At 72.0% G+C, this 19,313-nt stretch carries 17 protein-coding genes; 7 read left to right on the forward strand and 10 right to left on the reverse strand.

What is annotated here, in order from left to right; all coding sequences use genetic code 11:
- Positions 1-120: 120 nt before the first annotated feature.
- Positions 121-2,712, reverse strand: a complete 2,592-nt coding sequence (gene clpB, locus OG598_RS26375; protein ID WP_328651534.1) for an ATP-dependent chaperone ClpB — start codon at positions 2,710-2,712, stop codon at positions 121-123.
- An 85-nt stretch (positions 2,713-2,797) separates the two neighbouring features.
- Positions 2,798-3,442: a TetR/AcrR family transcriptional regulator gene (locus tag OG598_RS26380; protein WP_328651535.1), complete on the reverse strand. Its 645-nt coding sequence runs from the start codon at positions 3,440-3,442 to the stop codon at positions 2,798-2,800.
- Positions 3,443-3,527: 85 nt separating this feature from the next.
- Here OG598_RS26380 and OG598_RS26385 point away from each other — a divergent pair, with 85 nt between their 5' ends.
- The 3 genes from OG598_RS26385 to OG598_RS26395 all read left to right on the forward strand — a co-directional run bounded on the left by OG598_RS26385 (position 3,528) and on the right by OG598_RS26395 (position 6,574).
- Entirely contained in the window at positions 3,528-4,664 is a 1,137-nt protein-coding gene (locus OG598_RS26385) for an epoxide hydrolase family protein (protein ID WP_328651536.1), read from the forward strand.
- 189 nt (positions 4,665-4,853) lie between these two features.
- Complete coding sequence (locus tag OG598_RS26390; RefSeq protein WP_030332098.1) at positions 4,854-5,354, forward strand: cation:proton antiporter regulatory subunit; 501 nt, start codon at positions 4,854-4,856, stop codon at positions 5,352-5,354.
- 5 nt (positions 5,355-5,359) lie between these two features.
- On the forward strand, positions 5,360-6,574 hold the full coding sequence (locus OG598_RS26395) for a cation:proton antiporter (protein ID WP_328651537.1): 1,215 nt from the start codon (positions 5,360-5,362) through the stop codon (positions 6,572-6,574).
- Here OG598_RS26395 and OG598_RS26400 read toward each other — a convergent pair.
- Complete coding sequence (locus OG598_RS26400) at positions 6,563-7,021, reverse strand: GNAT family N-acetyltransferase (RefSeq protein WP_328651538.1); 459 nt, start codon at positions 7,019-7,021, stop codon at positions 6,563-6,565. The genes OG598_RS26395 and OG598_RS26400 overlap by 12 nt on opposite strands.
- A gap of 172 nt (positions 7,022-7,193) precedes the next feature.
- Here OG598_RS26400 and OG598_RS26405 point away from each other — a divergent pair, with 172 nt between their 5' ends.
- On the forward strand, positions 7,194-7,625 hold the full coding sequence (locus OG598_RS26405) for a hypothetical protein (protein ID WP_112677468.1): 432 nt from the start codon (positions 7,194-7,196) through the stop codon (positions 7,623-7,625).
- Positions 7,626-7,784: 159 nt separating this feature from the next.
- Here the strand turns inward: OG598_RS26405 and OG598_RS26410 are convergent, their stop codons facing one another.
- From OG598_RS26410 to dnaK, 5 genes are all read right to left on the reverse strand, one after another.
- Positions 7,785-7,979, reverse strand: coding sequence for a hypothetical protein (locus OG598_RS26410; RefSeq protein WP_328651539.1), 195 nt, complete (start codon positions 7,977-7,979; stop codon positions 7,785-7,787).
- A 136-nt stretch (positions 7,980-8,115) separates the two neighbouring features.
- Positions 8,116-8,556, reverse strand: a complete 441-nt coding sequence (locus tag OG598_RS26415; RefSeq protein ID WP_088952117.1) for a heat shock protein transcriptional repressor HspR — start codon at positions 8,554-8,556, stop codon at positions 8,116-8,118.
- Between the two features lie 30 nt (positions 8,557-8,586).
- A complete protein-coding gene (dnaJ, locus tag OG598_RS26420; protein ID WP_210782998.1) occupies positions 8,587-9,768 on the reverse strand; it encodes a molecular chaperone DnaJ in 1,182 nt (393 codons plus the stop codon).
- Positions 9,769-9,853: 85 nt separating this feature from the next.
- The gene (grpE, locus tag OG598_RS26425; protein ID WP_210782999.1) at positions 9,854-10,609 is read right to left on the reverse strand and encodes a nucleotide exchange factor GrpE; all 756 of its coding nucleotides are present in this window, start codon (positions 10,607-10,609) and stop codon (positions 9,854-9,856) included.
- 48 nt (positions 10,610-10,657) lie between these two features.
- Positions 10,658-12,526 carry a molecular chaperone DnaK gene (gene dnaK / locus OG598_RS26430; protein WP_328651540.1) on the reverse strand — a complete coding sequence of 623 codons (1,869 nt, stop codon included), beginning with the start codon at positions 12,524-12,526 and terminating at the stop codon, positions 10,658-10,660.
- A gap of 220 nt (positions 12,527-12,746) precedes the next feature.
- On the opposite strand from dnaK, the gene OG598_RS26435 reads away from it, so the two are divergent.
- From OG598_RS26435 to OG598_RS26445, 3 genes are read left to right on the forward strand one after another with little or no spacing between them, the layout of a single operon-like run.
- On the forward strand, positions 12,747-14,567 hold the full coding sequence (locus OG598_RS26435; protein WP_328651541.1) for an ABC transporter: 1,821 nt from the start codon (positions 12,747-12,749) through the stop codon (positions 14,565-14,567).
- Positions 14,564-16,249, forward strand: coding sequence for a GTPase (locus OG598_RS26440; protein WP_328651542.1), 1,686 nt, complete (start codon positions 14,564-14,566; stop codon positions 16,247-16,249). The genes OG598_RS26435 and OG598_RS26440 overlap by 4 nt, the downstream gene beginning before the upstream one ends.
- 57 nt (positions 16,250-16,306) lie before the next feature.
- Entirely contained in the window at positions 16,307-17,530 is a 1,224-nt protein-coding gene (locus OG598_RS26445; RefSeq protein WP_328651543.1) for a hypothetical protein, read from the forward strand.
- 99 nt (positions 17,531-17,629) lie between these two features.
- On the opposite strand, the gene OG598_RS26450 is transcribed toward OG598_RS26445, so the two are convergent.
- On the reverse strand, positions 17,630-18,253 hold the full coding sequence (locus OG598_RS26450) for a phosphatase PAP2 family protein (protein ID WP_328651544.1): 624 nt from the start codon (positions 18,251-18,253) through the stop codon (positions 17,630-17,632).
- 65 nt (positions 18,254-18,318) lie between these two features.
- On the reverse strand, positions 18,319-19,230 hold the full coding sequence (locus OG598_RS26455) for a hypothetical protein (protein ID WP_328651545.1): 912 nt from the start codon (positions 19,228-19,230) through the stop codon (positions 18,319-18,321).
- Between the last annotated feature and the right edge of the window lie 83 nt (positions 19,231-19,313).

The following is a 19,313-nucleotide window of genomic DNA, read 5'->3' on the forward strand; positions in this document are numbered from 1 at the left end:
AACTCATCATTGTCTGGTGATGCGGCGGCTACGGAGCGTCCCGGCGGGGTGCCGTCGGGGCCGTTGAACGCGGTCGGGCCGACCCCGCCTGCGAGGCGGGATCGGCCCGGGTGCGACGGATCAGGCGGCGGTTACCGACAGGGTGTTGGTTTCGGTGGCGCGGTCCACCTTCACCGTCTCGCCGTCTCGGATCGTCCCGGAGAGCAGCGCCTTGGCCAGTTGGTCTCCGATTGCCGTCTGGACCAGGCGGCGGAGCGGTCGCGCACCGTAGATCGGGTCGTAGCCATGCTCGGCCAGCCAGTCCCGGGCGGCATCGGTGATCTCCAGACCCAGCCGGCGATCGGCCAACCGCCGCCGCATCCGGTTCAACTGGATGTCGACGATGGAACGCAGGTCGTCCCCGCGCAGCGAGGCGAAGACCACGATGTCGTCGAGCCGGTTGAGGAACTCCGGCTTGAAGTGCGACCGGACCACTGCCAGCACGCCCTCCCGGCGCTGCTCGTCGGCGAGCGTCAGATCGCTGATCACCGACGACCCGAGGTTGGACGTGAGGATCAGGATCGCGTTACGGAAGTCCACGGTGCGGCCCTGGCCGTCGGTGAGCCGGCCGTCGTCGAGCACCTGGAGCAGCACGTCGAAGACGTCCGGGTGGGCCTTCTCCACCTCGTCCAGCAGCACCACCGAGTACGGCCGTCGGCGCACCGCCTCGGTGAGCTGACCACCCTCGTTGTAACCGACGTAGCCGGGCGGGGCACCGACCAGGCGCGCGACCGAGTGCTTCTCGCCGTACTCGCTCATGTCGATGCGGACCATGGCCCGCTCGTCGTCGAAGAGGAACTCGGCGAGGGCCTTGGCCAGCTCGGTCTTGCCGACGCCGGTGGGGCCGAGGAAGAGGAAGCTGCCGGTCGGGCGATCCGGGTCGGCGATACCGGCCCGGGCACGGCGTACCGCGTCGGAGACCGCGCCGACCGCCTCGGTCTGGCCGACCACCCGGCCGCCCAGCGACTCCTCCATCCGCAGCAGCTTGGCCGTCTCACCCTCCAGCAGGCGGCCGGCGGGGATACCGGTCCAGGAGGCGACCACAGCGGCGATGTCGTCAGCGCCGACCTCCTCCTTGAGCATCGCGCCGTCGGCCTGGAGCTGGGCCAGCTCCTCCGCGGCCTGCTTCAGCTCGACCTTCAGAGCGGGGATCCGGCCGTAGCGCAGCTCGGCGGCGCGTTCCAGCTCGCCGTCCCGCTCGGCCCGCTCGGCCTCACCGCCGAGGCGTTCCAACTCCTCCTTCGCGGTGGAGAGCTTGGTGATGTGGCTCTTCTCCGTCTGCCAGCGCTCGGAGAGCACTGTGAGCTGCTCGCGCTTGTCGGCCAACTCCTTGCGGAGCCGCTCCAACCGCTCGGCCGAGGCGGCGTCCGGCTCCTTGGCCAGGGCCATCTCCTCGATCTCCAGCCGGCGGACCGCCCGCTCGATCTCGTCCACCTCGACCGGACGCGAGTCGATCTCCATCCGGAGCCGGGACGCGGACTCGTCGACCAGGTCGATCGCCTTGTCCGGCAGGAACCGGTCGGTGATGTAGCGGTCGGACAGCGTCGCGGCGGCGACCAGCGCGGCGTCGGTGATGCGTACGCCGTGGTGCACCTCGTAGCGCTCCTTGAGCCCGCGCAGGATGCCGATGGTGTCCTCGATGGTCGGCTCACCGACCAGCACCGGCTGGAAACGGCGCTCCAGCGCCGGGTCCTTCTCGATGTGCTCGCGGTACTCGTCCAGCGTGGTGGCGCCCACCATCCGCAGCTCGCCACGGGCCAGCATCGGCTTGAGCATGTTGCCGGCGTCCATCGAGCCCTCGCCCTTGCCAGCGCCGACGACCGTGTGCAGCTCGTCGAGGAACGTGATGACCTGCCCGTTGGAGTTCTTGATCTCCTCCAGGACGGACTTCAGTCGCTCCTCGAACTGGCCGCGGTACTGGGCGCCGGCGACCATCGCGCCAAGGTCCAGCGAGATCAGCTTCTTGTCACGCAGGGACTCGGGCACGTCGCCGGTGACGATCCGCTGGGCCAGGCCCTCGACGATCGCGGTCTTGCCGACGCCGGGCTCACCGATCAGCACCGGGTTGTTCTTGGTACGCCGGGAGAGCACCTGGATGACCCGACGGATCTCGGAGTCCCGGCCGATGACCGGGTCGATCTTGCCGTCCCGGGCGCTGGCGGTGAGGTCGACGCCGTACTTGGTGAGGGCCTGGTAGGTCTGCTCGGGGTCGGCGGTGGTGACCCGACGGTCCCCACCGCGAACGGTCGGGAAGGCGGCTACCAGGGCCTCCTCGGTGGCGCCGGCGGTCTTCAGCGCGCCGGACACCGCCCCGCCCACCCGGGCCAGGCCGGCGAGCAGGTGCTCGGTGGAGGTGTACTCGTCGCCCAGCGGCCGGGCGATCTGCTCGGCGGCGCCGATGGCGTTGACGAACTCCCGAGCCAACGTCGGCTCGGCGATGCTGGAGCCGCGGGCGGCCGGCAGGTTGTCGACAGCGCGCTGGGCGGCCTGGCGCAGCTCGGTCGGGTCGGCCCCGACGGCGCGCAGCAGACCGGTGGCGGTCGAACCGTCGGTGTCCAGGAGTGACAGGAGCAGGTGCCAGGGCTCCACCGTGGCGTGACCACGCTGGTTGGCCAGCGCGACAGCGCCAGTGATGGTTTCGCGGCTCTTGGTGGTGAGTCTTTCGGTGTTCATGGGCTCCCCCGGATCGGCGTTGTCCATTGGGTTGGACACAACCAGAGTTGAGCGTATTCCACTCAACCTTAGCGCGTGACGGCCATCACTCCCGACGCCGCCACCGCCAGTCGAACTCGCCGGCCGCCGGGGGCGGGCCGGGCAGCGGGTCCGCGTCCGGCGCCGACGACAGGCCGGCCAGCAGGACCGCGAGCTGCCGGCGGCGCAGTTGGCGGGTCCGCTCCGGATCGGGTACGCGCACCGCAGCGCACGCCTCCAACAACAACCCCAGATCGTGTACGACAGCGTCGGGGCGCAGCCGGCCGCTGGCGTGGGCGCGGTCGACCAGGGCGGTGGCCAACTCGCCGGCGCGCATCGCGTCCCGACCCATCTCCTCGGTCGGGGTGAAGGTGCCGGCCAGGTGGACGGTGAGCGAGTGCACGTCGGCGTCGACCACCCGGGCCAGGAAGCCGGTGAACGCGGCCCAGTCGTCCGGCTCGTCGAGGGCCGTCTCGGCCTCCGCGACGTACCGGCGCAGCCCGTCGTGGCAGAGCTGGCGCAGCAGGTCCTCCTTGCCCGCGTACCGCCGATAGAGGGCGCTGATGCCGACGCCCGCGCGCTCCGCGACGGCGGCGATCGGAGCCTTCGGGTCGTCGAGGAAGACGGCGCGGGCAGCTTCGAGGATGACCTCGTCGTTGCGGGCTGCCTGGGCGCGGCGACCGCCCAGCGTCTTGCCGGAAGTCGTTGACATGCCCCCAGCCTAACAGTGGAACGGATCGTTCCGCTCTGCTATGGTGATAGCAGAACGAAACATTCCGTTCCGAAGGAGTTCCCGCATGAGCGACACCGCGATCCGCCCGTTCCGCGTCGAGATCCCGCAGACCGCCCTCGACGACCTGGCCGCCCGGCTGGACCGCACCCTCTGGCCCGCCGACCTGCCCGGCGCGGGTGATTCGTACGGGATGAGCAACGACCGGGTGCGCGACCTCGTCGACCGGTGGCGGGGCGAGTTCGACTGGCGTGCCGTCGAGGCCCGCCTGAACGCCCACCCGCAGTTCGTCACCGAGATCGACGGCGAACGGATCCACTTCCTGCACGTCCGGTCGTCCCGGCCGGACGCCACGGCGCTGGTGCTCACCCACGGTTGGCCCGGCTCGGTGCTGGAGTACCTCGACGTGATCGCCCCGCTCACCGAGCCGACCGACCCGGACGCGCCGGCCTTCCACGTGGTCGTCCCGTCACTGCCCGGCTTCGGCTTCTCCGGCCCGACCCGCAGCGCCGGCTGGAACCGGTTCCGCATCGCCCGCGCCTGGGCCGAGCTGATGGACCGACTGGGGTACGACAGCTACGGCGCGGTCGGCAACGACGCCGGCTCCATGGTCGCGCCGGAGCTGGGCCGGGTCGATCCGGAGCGGGTGCTCGGCGTACACGTCACCCAACTCTTCTCGTTCCCCTCCGGCGACCCGGCCGAGTTCGCCGGGCTCTCCGAGGCGGACCAGGCCGCGCTCGGGCACCTCCAGTGGTTCTACGAGAACAAGTTCTCCTTCAACCAGGTGCACAGTCAGCAGCCGCAGACACTGGCGTTCGCGCTGACCGACTCGCCGGTGGGACTGCTCGCCTGGAACTCCCAGCTCTTCGACGAGAGCCTGGACGCCGACTTCGTCCTGGCCAACGTGGCGCTCTACTGGTTCACCGGCACTGCCGCCTCGGCGATCCGGCTCTACTGGGAGGACGCACACGCCGGCGAGCCGCCGACCGAACCGACCACCGCTCCGACCGCGCTGGCCATGTTCCCCGGCGACTTCCAGTCCATCCGCCGCTTCGCCGAGCGGGACCACGCGAACATCGTCCGGTGGACGGCGTACGAGACCGACGTCGACGGCCGGGGCGACGTCGGCGGTCACTACGCGGCCCACCAGGCCACCGAGGTGCTGGTCACCGACATCCGCGAGTTCTTCGCCAGCCTCCGCTGACCTCGGCGTCCGGCGCCCGACGCGGTTGATCCACTCGGCCTTCAGGAAGTCGGGGTGTCCCGCCCCGCCGGATGCCCCGACTTCAATGAACCGGAGTGGATCACGGCCGCTGAGGTGCTCCGGGGCAGGCCCGAAGTGCGCTGAACCTCCAAGATCTGCGCTCTGTTCACAAAGCGGTAGCCTTGGAGGGTGCGAGTACGTGTCGAGCAGACCGCCTTACCCGGGATCGGGGTACGTCACGATCTGGTGACGGAGTCCGGACGCCGCCTGGGCGTCGTCTCCCACCGCAACGGCCGCCGTGATCTCGTTCTCTACGATCCCGACGACCCCGACGCCTGCCAGTCGGACATTCCGCTGACCGACGACGAGGCCGAGGCTCTGGCCGACATCCTCGGCGCGTCGCTGATGCTCGGCCAGCTCTCCGGGCTCCGCGAGCAGGCCGCCGGTCTGCTCACCGAGCAGATCGCCATCACTGCCGGCTCCCCGTACGTCAACCGGAAGCTCGGCGACACCAAGGCGCGTACCCGCACCAGCGCCTCCATCGTGGCGGTACTGCGTGAAGGCGAAGTGATCGTCTCGCCACTCCCCTCCTTCCGCTTCGCGGCCGGCGACGTGGTGGTCGTTGTCGGGACCCGTAGAGGTCTCGACGGCGTTTCCGCCATCCTCGCCGACAGTGACCCGGACGGCTGAGGCGGATGCACGATTTCACCACGCTGCTCATCGAAGTCGGTGCGCTGCTGCTGCTGCTCGGGCTCCTCAGCCGGCTCAGCCGACGCTTCGGCCTCTCTCCCATTCCCCTCTACCTGCTCGCGGGGCTCGCGTTCGGGCACGGCGGGCTGCTGCCGCTGGACGCCAGCGAGGAGTTCTTCGCAGTCGGCGCCGAGATCGGCGTCATCCTTCTGCTGGTGATGCTCGGCCTGGAGTACTCGGCCAACGAGCTCGTCGGCAACCTGCGCTCGGCGGCACCGGCAGGGCTGATCGACGGCGTCCTCAACGCGCTACCCGGCGCGGGGTTCGCCCTGCTCCTCGGGTGGGACTGGGTCGCCGCCCTGGTACTCGGCGGCATCACCTGGGTCTCCTCCTCCGGGGTGATCGCCAAGGTCCTCGCCGACCTGGGCCGGCTCGGTAACCGGGAAACCCCGGTTATCCTCTCGGTGCTGGTCATCGAGGACCTGGCGATGGCCCTCTACCTGCCGCTCGTCACCGCCGTACTGGCCGGGACCGGCCTGCTCGGCGGCGGGATCGCGCTCACCGTCGCGGTGGGCACCGTGCTGATCGTGCTGGTGGTCGCCATCCGGTACGGCCACCTGATCTCGTCCGCCCTGTCGGCAAAGGACCCGGAGGCGCTGCTGCTCGGCGTACTCGGTCTGACGTTGTTGATCGCTGGCATCGCCGCGTCGCTCCAGGTGTCGGCGGCGGTCGGCGCGTTCCTCGTCGGCATCGCCCTGTCCGGCCCGGTGGCGCACCACGCCACCGAGTTGCTCTCGCCCCTGCGGGACCTGTTCGCCGCTGTGTTCTTCGTCTTCTTCGGCCTGACCACCGACCCGCAGGACATCCCGCCGGTGCTGCTGCCGGCACTCGCCCTGGCCGTGGTCACCATGGCGACGAAGACACTCACCGGCTACCTCGCGGCCCGCCGGGTCGGCATCGCGGAACCCGGTCGATGGCGGGCCGGCCTGGCGCTCGTACCCCGAGGTGAGTTCTCCATCGTCATCGCCGGTCTCGCGGTGGCTGCCGGGAGCGTCGAGCCGCGGTTGGCGGCGCTGGCCGCGACGTACGTCCTGATCACCGTGGTGACCGGGCCGATCCTGGCTCGGCTGCCCGACTTCCCGTGGTTCAAGCGGTGGCTGCGCAACCGCGCGGCGGCCCAACGGCGGGAGCCGATCCCGGCCGTCGACTCACTGCACTGAGCTCCACCTGAACGCCGCGGCGGCGTGGGTCGCACCCTCGCGGAGGTAGAAGCGGTGCGCCTCGGTCCGGGCGAGGCCGGACTCCAGGAAGACGTAGTCGGCACCCTGTTCGTGCGCCCACGCCCTGGCCGCCGCGAGGAGGTTGGAGCCGACACCCCGAGAGCGCCACTCGGGGTGCACGGCGAGATCCTCGATCGACGCCCGACGGCCGAAGCGCACGGAGAGGATGTCCAGGTAGGCGCTTGCCACGCCGATCAACTGATCGTCGTCCGATCGCGCCGCGAAAAGTGCGACGTCCTCGTGGGCGAGCAATTGCGCGGTCCGCTCGACGGCGCGGTCGCGGTCCCAATCCCCGGGACGGCTACCGGGAGGGGCGAAAAGCCACTCCAGCCCCGCGACGAAGTCGGCCTCGGCACCCCGCTGGAACCGTCTAACGTGGATAGTCATAGGAGCATCATCGGCTGCGCTGTCGATGCAATGGACCCGCCCGTGCCAACGGTTGCGGAATTGCTCCTCGCGGGTACTACCGCAGCACCCCACGGCGGGTTACCGTTTCGCCCCAGCAGCCACGGTCCGCAGGCAGCGTTGCCAGACGCGGGCGAGAGCGGAAGGTTGGCCGGTGAGCGTGCAGGAGTCGACGTTCCACGGCTTCGCCAACCCCGTCGATCCGACTCCGGCGGAGTTGCGAGCTTGGGCGTACAAGCCCGATTCGGTGCCGTTGGCCTCGATGCCACCCGACTGGGACCTGCTGGTCTCCGGCGACCGGCTGGTGTTGACACTCTTCGAGTTAGCGATGGATCCGACCTGCCCGGCCCGGCGTTTCGCGCTGCACTGCCTCTACATCTACGCGGCCGACGGCATCCGGACGAACTTCCGCGCCCACCCCAAGCGCCGCTTTCGCAAACTCGTCGAACAGGCCGAGCGTGACGGCGACGAACTGATGAAGGTCTGGGCGCACAACGGCCGCGTGCTGTTGGCCCGACCGGACCTCTTCGTCTACCGGGACTGGTGCGAGGGCGGCCTGGTCCGCGAAAACCGCCGCCTCGGCTGAGACGGCCAGGCGGCTCCCTCGCCCGCGGTGGCTGGGTGCTGTTGCTGTTTGCGGCTCCTTTGGAGCTGATGTCGCAAACGATTCACGCCTGGCCCGCACTGCGGAACGGCGAACGGGCCGGGACCCCCCGTGGGTCCCGGCCCGCACGTCGGTCACCGGTCAGTCCTGCTTGCGTTCCTTCTCGGCTCGGCCCCGTTCGCCGGCGTGGTCGCCGTCTTCGGCGAACCGGCCCGCGATGATCCGGTCCCGGTAGGTCCCCTCGGTCACCTTGTCGAACTTCTTGCGGACGGTCTCGGCCAGGTTCTCCAACCGGTCCTCGGTCTGCTGGGCCACCTTCTTCGCCGATTCCGCCATCGCTCCCCCTCGCCATGCCGGTAGGTCCAGATTGAGCCGATTGGACCCTTATCGACAGGCTAACTGAAGCGGCCCGGACCGCGCCGGGAATCCAGCGTGGTCCGGGCCGAGAAGACAGATCCGGGTGAGCGGCAGGTCAGCGATCGGGCATCCGGCGTGGGCGCCACACCACCAGGGCGGTGGACGTGCGGTTGGTCGGCACCAGATCCCGGCCCGGGAAGCGGGCCAGCGACTCCAGCTCCGCCACCCGGCGGTACGCGGCGTCCAGCTCCGCCTCCAGTCGGGCCACCCGCTGCTGTGCCTGCTCCAGCAGCCGCTCCAGCCCGATGATCCGCTTGACACCGGCCAGGTTGATCCCGTCGTCCTGGCTGAGCCGCTGCACCTCGCGCAGCAGCACCACGTCGCGGACGCTGTAGCGACGCCCGCCACCAGCAGCTCGGCCAGGCTGCACCAGCCCCAGCCGGTCGTACTGGCGCAGGGTCTGCGGGTGCATCCCCGCCATCCGTGCCGCTACCGAAATCATCAGCACCTTGGCCTCGTAGGCAGGGTCGCCCGAACCGAGGAACTCGCCCGACATCCCGCTCACCTCCGCGTCCATTCCACCGGACTAACTGACTCGACGCACCCGTGCGTCGAGATGTTCCCGGGCCGCCGGCGGGGTCTGCTCGGCGAACGACTCCAGCGCCGTGCGGGCCTCGTCCGACAGCCGGGCCGGCACCACCACGTCCAGCGTGACCAGCAGGTCACCGGCCTGCCCGTCGCGGCGGACCACACCCTTGCCCCGGGCCCGCAGCACCCGCCCGCTCGGCGTCCCCGGCGGCACCCGCAGGGTCATCGCACCGTCGAGCGTGGGCACCCGCAGGTCCGTGCCGAGCACGGCCTCCGCGAAGGTGACCGGCACGGTCAGCGTCAGGTCGTCCCCGGTACGCCCGAACAGCTCGTCCGGCCGGACCTTGACGTGCACGAAGAGGTCGCCGGCCGGGCCACCGCGCTCGCCCGGCTCGCCACGCCCGGCCAGCCGGATGCGTTGACCGTCGGCCACACCGGCCGGGAAGCGCACGTTCATGGTGCGGGTCTTGGTGACACCGCCGCTGCCGTGGCACTCCGGGCACTTCTCCTCGACCACGGTGCCGACGCCCTGGCAGTTGCGGCACGGCTCGGAGAAGCTGAACGACCCCTGGTTGCGGGTGGTCACGCCGGCACCATGACAGACCGGGCAGGTACGCGGCTGGGTGCCGGGCTTGGCCCCGTTGCCGTGGCAGGTGTCGCAGACTCCCGGCGCGCGCAGCGTCAGGGGCAGCGTCACGCCGCGCACCGCGTCGCCGAAGTCCAGCGCCACCTCGGTCTCCACGTCCCGACCACGGGCCGGACCGTGTGGTGCGGCCTGCCCACCGGCCTGACCGCCACTGAAGATGGAGCTGAAGAGGTCCTGGAAGCCGGCGCCGCCGAAGCGACGATCGCCGCCTCCGCCGCCGCCGAACATGTCGGAGACGTCGAACGGCATGCCGCCCGGCTGACCCCCACCCCGGGCGTTGCGCCGGAACGCGCCCGAGCCGAACAGCGAACGCATCTCGTCGTACTCGCGACGGCGGCCGCTGTCCGACAGCACGTTGTACGCCTCGGACGCGGCCTTGAACCGCTCCTCGGCCTTCGGGTCACCCGGGTTGTGGTCCGGGTGCGACTCCCGGGCCACCTTGCGGTACGCCTTCTTGATGTCATCCGCGGAGGCGGCCTTGTCCACGCCGAGCACGGCGTAGAAGTCCTTCTCGATCCAGTCCTTCGAACTCACCGGTCCACCTCCTTCCGACCCTGGTGGCCCGGCCGTCCCGCCCACCGCTGAGCGGTGGGCGGGACGGCTCGGTCACTGTCTGGCACTATTCCGGATCCGCGACCGCGACCAGCGCGGGGCGCAGCAGCCGCTCACCGAGCTGGTAGCCGCGTCGCATTACCTGTACGCAGGTCGGCTCGCTGACGTCGGCCGAGGTCTGGTGCGCGACCGCCTCGTGCCGGGTCGGATCGAACGGGTCGCCCTGCTCGCCGAAGGCGTTCAGGCCGAACTTGCCCAGCGCGGTGGTGAGTTGTTCCGCCACCGTGCCGAACGGCCCGACCAGGTCGCCGTGTTCCCGGGCCCGGTCCAGGTCGTCCAGGATCGGCAGCAGCGCGGCCAGCACCGAGCCGGTCGCCTGCTCCTGTACGAGGCTGCGGTCGCGGTCGACCCGCTTGCGGTAGTTGGCGTACTCGGCCGACACCCGCTGCAGGTCCCTGGTCCGCTCGTCGAGCTCGGCCCGCAGCGCCTCCAGTTCGGCGCCGAGCGAGGTGCCCGTGCCGCCGCCGTCCACCGGCTGCGCCGGGGCGTCCACCACCGGCGGACCGGACGGCTCCGGCCCGTCGGTGGAGTTGACCTCGACCTCGATCTCGTCGACCACGACCTCGGCGTCCTCGACCAGACCCTCGGCCGGCACACCGGTCTCCGCGTCGGCGGCGGTCCCCTCCGGCTCGGCGGTGTCGACGAGCTTGCGGTTGTTGCGGATGACGACCCGCTCCCCGTCGCCGGTCGGCTCCGTGGTCGCGGAGCCACCCGGCGCCGACCCGGTGTCGCCCGGGTCGGCGGCTCGTGGCTTCTGCGTCATGCGGCTACCTCATCCCCTTCGAGGTGGAAACGTGTCGGAGGCCGACGGTCACTTCTTGCCGTCCTCGTCCACGATTTCCGCGTCGACCACGTCGTCGGCGCCGCCCGCCTGCGCCCCGGTGGCACCGGTCGCGCCGGTCGCACCCGGGCCGGGCTCGCCACTCGGCTGCTGACCCTGCTCGGCCTGCTGCGAGTAGAGCAGCGAACCGGCCTGCTGGGAGACCTGAGCCAGCTTCTCGTGCGCCGACTTGATCTTCTCGATGTCCTGGCCGCCGAGGGCGCCACGCAGCTCGCCGAGCGCCTCGTTGAGCTGCTCGCGGTTCTCACCGGGCAGCTTGTCGCCGCTCTCGGCGAGGAACTTCTCGGTCTGCCACTGGAGCGCCTCGGCCACGTTGCGGGTCTCGGCGTCGTCGCGGCGGCGCTTGTCCTCCTCCGCGTGCTCCTCGGCGTCCCGGCGCATCCGCTCGATGTCGTCCTTCGGCAGCGAGGAGCCGCCGGTGATCGTCATCTTCTGTTCCTTGCCGGTGCCCAGGTCCTTGGCGTGCACGTTGACGATGCCGTTGGCGTCGATGTCGAAGGCGACCTCGATCTGCGGCACGCCGCGCGGCGCCGGCGGGAGGCCGGTCAGCTCGAAGGTGCCGAGCTTCTTGTTGTACGCCGCGATCTCACGCTCACCCTGGAACACCTGGATCAGCACCGACGGCTGGTTGTCGTCCGCCGTGGTGAAGACCTCGGAACGCTTGGTCGGGATTGTGGTGTTGCGCTCGATCAGCTTGGTGAAGATGCCGCCCTTGGTCTCGATGCCCAGGCTCAGCGGGGTCACGTCGAGCAGCAGGACGTCCTTGACCTCACCCTTGAGCACACCGGCCTGGAGGGCGGCGCCGACGGCGACGACCTCGTCCGGGTTGACGCCCTTGTTCGGGTCGCGGCCGGTGAGCTGCTTGACCAGGTCCGTCACGGCGGGCATCCGGGTCGAACCGCCGACCAGGATGACGTGCTCGACGTCGGAGATCTTGATCCCGGCGTCCTTCACGGCCTGCTCGAACGGGCCCTTGCAACGGTCCAGCAGGTCCTGCGTCATCCGCTGGAACTCGGCGCGGCTGAGCGTCACGTCGAGGTGCAGGGGGCCGGCCGCGCCGGCGGTGATGTACGGCAGGTTGATGTTGGTGGTGGTGGCGGCGGACAGCTCGATCTTGGCCTTCTCGGCTGCCTCGCGGAGCCGCTGGAGGGCCATCTTGTCCTGAGCCAGGTCGATGCCGTGCTCACCGCGGAACGTCTTGACCAGGTGGTCGATGATCCGCTGGTCCCAGTCGTCGCCACCGAGCTGGTTGTCACCGCTGGTCGACTTGACCTCGACGACGCCCTCGGCCAGCTCCAGCAGCGACACGTCGAAGGTGCCGCCGCCGAGGTCGAAGACCAGGACGGTCTGCTCCTTGGAGCCCTTGTCCAGCCCGTACGCCAGGGCGGCCGCGGTCGGCTCGTTGACGATCCGCAGCACGTTGAAGCCGGCGATCTCACCGGCCTCCTTGGTGGCCTGGCGCTGGCTGTCGTTGAAGTAGGCCGGAACGGTGATCACCGCGTCGGTGATCTGCTCACCCAGGTACGCCTCGGCGTCCCGCTTGAGCTTCATCAGCGTCCGGGCCGAGATCTCCTGCGGGGTGTACTTCTTGCCGTCGATGTCGACGGACCAGTTCGTGCCGACCTCGCGCTTGACCGACCGGATCGTCCGGTCCGGGTTGGTCACCGCTTGGCGCTTGGCGACCTCACCGACGAGCACCTCGCCGTTGCGGGCGAACGCGACGATCGAAGGAGTCGTCCGCGACCCCTCAGCGTTGGCGATGACGGTGGGCTCACCGCCCTCGAGAACGCTGACGCAGGAGTTCGTCGTGCCGAGGTCGATACCGACCGCACGTGCCATCTTCGCTTCCTCGCTTCATAAGGTTGTGCAGGTGACGGGCATCGCCCGTGGGCTGCTGGCGAGCACCGCCCGCAGCGGGCCCCACCACAAGTTGAGTGAACTTGACTCAATAGTGCCACGCGTTGGCCAATCGTCAAGTTGACTTGAGTCAACCCGACGCAACCCAGCCGTTATTACCGTCCGGTTGTCTTCCCTTGCATCGGTCGGGCACGCTTTAGCGGTGACGACGCACGGCGATCCCGCCACCCGTTCCGGTGCGCCCGCCGTCGCAGCCCGTACCGACCCGCCGGACGCCGCGGAGGAGCCGCCCGCCACCACCGGGGACGACAGCCTCCCCGGCGCACTGTCGGGCCTCCGGGAGGCGATTGGCGCGACCCGGTATCCCCTCGCGCTGCCCTCTGCCAACTCGGCCCGGCACAGCGCCACAGCACTCACCGACCAACTCGACGACTACCTGCTGCCCCGGCTCGCCCGGTTGGACGCACCACTGCTCGTGGTGGTCGGCGGCTCCACCGGCGCGGGTAAGTCGACCCTGGTCAACAGCCTGGTCAAGGCCCGGGTCAGCGCCGCCGGCGTGCTCCGGCCGACCACCCGCTCCCCGGTGCTGGTCTGCAACCCGTCCGACGCGGCCTGGTTCCGGCAGGGTGACCTCCTGCCCGGGCTGACCCGCACCACCGAGCCGAGCGACGATCCGCGCGCCCTGCACCTCGTCACCGCCCCGGCCCTGCCCGCCGGGCTGGCGTTCCTCGACGCGCCCGACATCGACTCGGTCGTCGACGCCAACCGGGCGCTCGCCACCCAACTGCTGGCCGCCGCCGATCTGTGGCTCTTCGTCACCACCGCCGCCCGGTACGCCGACGCGGTGCCCTGGGAGCTGCTGCGCAGTGCCCGGGCGCGCGGCGCGGTGATCGCCATGGTGCTGGACCGGGTGCCCGCCGAGGCCACCGACGAGATCGCCGCGCACCTGACCGAGATGCTCGCCGAGCAGGGCCTCGGCCGGGCGCCGCTGTTCGTGTTGCCCGAGACCTGGGTCGACGGTCAGGGGCTGCTGCCCGAGGGAGTCACCGCCCCACTGGCCGACTGGTTCGCCCGGTTGGCCGCCGACGTGGACGCGCGGGCCGCAGTGGTCCGCCAGACCCTCGACGGGGCGCTGGCCGCACTCCACCCCGCCGTGGAGGATCTGGCCGACGCCGCCGACGAGCAGCTCGCCGCCGCCGACGGGCTCGACGAACGGGTCCGGGCCGCGTACCGGGGTGCCGAACGCACCGTCGAGCAGGGGCTCCAGGACGGCCGGCTGCTCCGGGGTGAAGTGCTCGCCCGCTGGCAGGAGTTCGTCGGCACCGGCGAGCTGTTCCGCACGCTGGAGGCACGGATCGGCCGCCTCCGGGACCGGGTCGTGGCCGCCGTCACCGGTCGGCCGGCACCCGCCGCCGAGCTGCGCAACGCCATCGAGTCCCAGCTCGTGACGCTGCTGCGCGGGGTGGCCTCGGAGGCCGCCGAGTCCGCGTACACCGGGTGGAAGGCACACCCGGCCGGCGCCGGCCTGCTCGACCCGGCGCTCGCCCACCCGAGCGACGACCTACCCGAGCGCGCCGAGCGCATGGTCCGGGACTGGCAGCGCGGAGTGCTGGAACTGGTCCGGGTCGAGGGCGGTGACAAGCGGTTCGTGGCCCGCACCGCCGCGTACGCGGTGAACGCCACCGGGCTGGCCGTGATGATCGCCGTCTTCGCCTCCACCGCGTTCATCCCGACCGGGCTGGAGCTGGCCACCGGGGCCGGCACCACTGTCGCCGCGCAGGCCGTCCTCCAGGCGATCTTCGGCGACCAGGCGGTGCGTACCCTTGCCGCCAAGGCCCGCGCCGACCTGCTGGACCGGGTGCGGACGCTGCTCGCCGTGGAGGCCGACCGCTTCCTGAGCCGCACCGCCGACGCCCGCCCCGCCGAGGACGCCGGCGACGGGCTGCGCCGGGCCGCCGGCCGGGTCGAGCTGGCCCGGCACCGCAGCGGCCTGTCCGCCGCCGACGAGGAGGGTTCCCGGTGAGCAACATCGCCGGCCGGGTACGCGAGGTGTTCCGCGGGGACCAGCGGGTCGACGCCGACGCGCTGATCGCCCGCCTGGACGCGGTACGCCGGTTCCTGACCGCCGTGGACGGTCTGCTGCCGGACTCCGACCTGGTGCCCGCGCACACAGTGGTCGAACGGGCCGGCACCCGGCTCGCGCTGTCCCGGGACCACACGGTGGTCGCCCTGGCCGGCGCCACGGGCAGCGGCAAGTCCAGCCTCTTCAACGCGTTGGCCCAGCTGGAACTCTCACCGGTAGGGGTCCGCCGGCCGACCACAGGCGTCACCCACGCCTGCGTGTGGGGGCCACTGGAGGGCGCCAACCATCTGCTCGACTGGATCGGCGTACTGCCCCGACACCGCTTCGTCCGGGAGAGCGCCCTGGACGCGGACGACGAGACGGCCCTGCACGGGCTGATCCTGCTCGACCTGCCCGACTTCGACTCGGTGCAGCGATCTCACCGGCTCGAGGTGGACCGACTCCTGGGCCTGGTCGACCAGGTGGTCTGGGTGGTCGACCCGCAGAAGTACGCCGACCGGGTCATCCACGACAGCTACCTGCGCGAGTTCCACAGGCACCGCGACGTCACACTGGTAGTGCTCAACCAGGCCGACCGGCTGCCCCCGGCCGAGGTGCCCCGGGTCCTGGACGATTTGCGTCGGCTGCTCGACACCGACGGGCTGACCGGGGTGCCCCTGCTGGCCACCACCGCCATCGATCCGGCCGGGATGGTCGGGCTGCGCAACGCGCTGGAGCGCACCGTCGCCGAGCGGCAGGCCGCGTTGCGCCGGCTCGCGGGTGACGTCGACACCGTCGTCGCCGGCTTGGACGAGCTGGTCGGTTCGGCCCGGCCCGCGGGCGGGCCGGACGACACCGCCGTCAAGGGGCTGAACCGGGCGCTGGCCGGGGCGGCCGGGGTGCCAGCGGTGACCGAGGCCGTGGAGCGGGCGTACTGGCATCGGGCCGGCGCGGCCACCGGCTGGCCAGTGGTCCGGGGCTGGCGGCGGTTGCGGCCCGACCCGCTGCGTCGGCTGCACCTGCCCGGCTCGACCGGCGACCAGGCCGACCCGGCGGAGAGCCTGGTAGCGGCCACCTCGGTACCGGACCCGACGGCCGCTCAGCGCTCGGCGCTCGGTCTCGCCATCCGCGCGGTGGCCGACCGGGCCGCCACCGACCTGCCCGCCGCCTGGCCCGGAGCGGTGACCGCCGCCGCCCGGTCCCGCCTCGGCGACCTGCCGGACGCCCTGGATCGCACGATCGCCGGCACCGACCTCGGCCTCGACCGTCGCCCGCTGTGGTGGCGGGTCGTCGGCGGTGTGCAGTGGTTGGTCACCCTCGCCGCCGTGGTCGGGCTGGGCTGGCTGGTGCTCGGCTACGCGCTGCGGGCGCTCGGCCTGCCCGCGCTGGACAACCCGATGGTCGGCCAGGTGCCGCTGCCGACAGTGCTGCTGCTCGGCGGCCTGCTGGCCGGGCTGCTGGTGGCGGCGCTGACCCGGCCGGTGGTGCGCTGGGCCGCCCGGCGCGCCCGGACCCGCGCCGACCAGCGGCTGACGGCGCGGGTCGCCCAGGTGGGCGACGAGTACGTGCTGACACCGGTACGGAACGTGCTCGGCTCGTACGCGCAGGCACGCGACGCGCTGCGGGACGCCGCACGCCGCTGACGCTCCGCACGGCTCGCTACCGCTCTGCGTACGCCTCAGGCGGCGTAGGGTCGGAGCATGGCCACGCCTCAGACCCCCTACGACGCGGTGCTGCACGCCGCACGCGACGTGACCAAGCTGGAGTCCGCCCTCGACGCCGAGATGCTCGGCAGCGCCCTGCTGGGCAGTGTCTACGCGATCGCGGAGTCCGACCGCGACGCCGCCGTACGGGAGTTCGTCACCGGCTTCCTCGCCGCCACCGCCCGTCGCAGGATCGCGGCGGCCACCACCATCCGGCAGGTCTTCGCCACGCTCGTCCCGACCGCCGAGGGTGCCGATCGGGTGCGCCCGGGCAGCCAGGCGCCCACCTGGACGGCCCAGCTCGGCCGGGTGCACCTCACCGGCACCTGGGCGTACGGCGACGTGTACGGCGACCAGACCTCCTACCTCGCTACCTTCGCCTACGACGACGAGTCCGGCGGCTCGGAGCACGCGCTGGTGGCCCTGGTGGACCACAACATCGGGATCACCAAGGACATCTTCGTGGGCGGGCCGGCCGAACGGATCCTGGACCAGGTCCGGCAGATGTGCGCCGACGACGAGCTGACCTGGTTCCGTACCGAAGATCCGGCCCGGTTCCGGGGCGAGGTGGCTCGCCATCTGGCGGTCACCGACGACCTGGGCGAGTTGCCCGGCGAGGGGTCACTCGCCACCGACCGGGCATTGGTCGGGGCCCGGCTGGCGATGCTGCCCACCGCGGCCGACCCGACCGGTCCGGCGGAGGTCGAGCCGCTCTCCGCGGCCGAGCGCACCGACCTGGTCCGACGGTTCCTCGCCGCGCCGGAGGCCGCCCGCTTCGGGCTGGACGCCGTCGACGGCCCGGAGTTGGCCTCCCTGCACTTCTGCCTGAGCCTGCTGCTGGACCACTCGGCGAGCTTCCCGGACGCCGATCCGATGCGCTGGAGTCCCGCGGTGTCCGGGCTCTTCCTGCTCGACTGGGTGCACCGCCGGGCCGTGCTGGACATGGACGACGCGGCGATGCTCCCCCGGGTGCTGCGGGCCTGGGCGCGGTACGCGTCGCGCCAGCGCGGGCTGTCCGAGGCGGCGGCGACGCGCACCGACGAGGCGATCGAGGAGATGGTGCCGGAGTTCGCCCGCCTCTACTCGACCGGTGAGCGGCGCAGCGCTGCCACCGCCGCGGTGGCGCAGCTGATGGCCGACGGGGTGGACCCGGACGACCCGGCCGCGCTGGACGCGTGGATCGAGGCGAACCGCCACCGCCTCGCCGACGACGGCGCCTGACGGCGTCCGAGGGTGGGCGGCTACGCGCCGTCCGCCCTCGGCCCGGCCGGCGTCGCGCGCCAGGGCTGAGCGGCACGCCGCCCCGCCCCATGGATCGGGCTAGCGCAGCGGGCCGAAGATCGCCGCGGCGATCAGGGCGCCGAGCGCACCTCCGGTCAGCACCTGCGCCAGCGTGTGGTCTCTCAGCCGCACCCGTGACCAGCCGACCAGCGCCAGCAGCGGTGCGGCGGCGACCAGCCGGGTCCCGAAGGTCAGCATCAGGATGACCAGCGTGCCGGCGGCCACCGCCGAGTGGATCGACATCTTCCACCAGTGGCTGACCGACACGGCGACGACGAGGCCGACGAGGCCGGCCACCGCCAGTGCCAGCACCGGGCGGGGCGCGCCGAGCACAGCGAGAAGGGCGAGCCCCGCCGCGACCGAACCGAGGCCGACCAGCAGCGGCGCCCGGCGCTGCTCCCGGCGGCCGACGTGGTGGTCGGTGAGCCGGCCACGGCGTACGCCGCCGACGATGTAGGCGAACGGAATGCCGGTGACGAACAGAGTGGCGAGCAGCCCCCAGACGAGGCCCTGACCGGGGCGGGTGGCGCTGTGCCAGCTCACCGTGATGATCAGCAGCGACACGAGCACCGCCGGTGCGGTCACCTCGGTGACCAGCCGGGCGATCCGCAACCCCGGGCCGGGCCGGGTGGTGACCGGGCGGGGTTCCGCACCGCCGCCCACGCCACCCCCTCCGGTACGCGCCTACCGCCGAACGCCGCCGTCGCCGGACAGACCGCGCCTGATCGTCACCGTACCGTCGGCGACACCGCCGGGTACGTCGGTCCGGCCAGTGGCGCCGGGCCGACGCTGGGCGTCGAGGCGACGGCCGACGGCGACGGGATCGCCGGGCCGGGTCGGCGGGTCGGAGCAGTGGGCGGCGTGGGTGTGGGTGCCGGCACGGACCAGGTGCTGGTCGGCACGGCGGTCGCTGTCGCATCGTCGGTCGGCGTGGATGTCGGCCCCAGCGTCGGGTCCGGTGTGGGCGTCGGGTCCACCGTCAGCGTCGGGGTCGGATCGGGATCGGCCGAGCCGGTCGGGTCCGGGTCGGTGGGGTCCGGCGAGTCGGTGGGGTCCGGGTCGGTCGGCTCCGGGTCCGGCGGATCGGTCGGGTCGGGGTCGGTCGGGTCCGGCTCCGGCGAATCGGTCGGATCGGTCGGGTCGGGGCCGGTCGATGGTGGCGGAACGACGGGCGGGGGCACCGGCGGCGAGGTGCTCCGCGTGGGTCTCGGTGCCACCGGCGGGGCTGTCGTCCACCGGGCGGGCCCGGGATCGGCCGCGGCGGGCCCTTCGCGTGGACGCGACGGGGCGGCCGGCAGCCAGCCGCTGGTCGGGCCGACGCTGGGTGTGCCGAGCGCGGGAAGCGGTGGTTGGCTGGTCATCGGCATGGGGATCACCACCGGCCCGACGGACGGGGTCGGCATGAACGGGGTGCTGCTGTCCGGTAGGGCGGTGCTGCCCGGGGTGGCCGAGCCCGCGCTGATCGCGGCGAGGATGGGCATCGACGCCGTGCCGGCCAGCAGCGCGACGGTGAGCAGGTAACCGCGGGAGGGGCCACCGGCGCCGGGGGCCCGGTGGACACCGACCATCCGGCGGTAGCCGCCGGCCGACCGGTGCCGACCAAGCGCTGGTGTGCCGGGACCGTCTCCTGGCTCGTACACCGCACACACCCCTAGTCGTCGGCCGTCGGAGGACATGAATGGACGCCGCCGGGGGCAGAAAGCCGACAAATAACCCGATAGGC

It is taken from the genome of Micromonospora sp. NBC_00330 (assembly GCF_036136635.1).
Classification (GTDB): Bacteria; Actinomycetota; Actinomycetes; order Mycobacteriales; family Micromonosporaceae; genus Micromonospora; species Micromonospora salmantinae.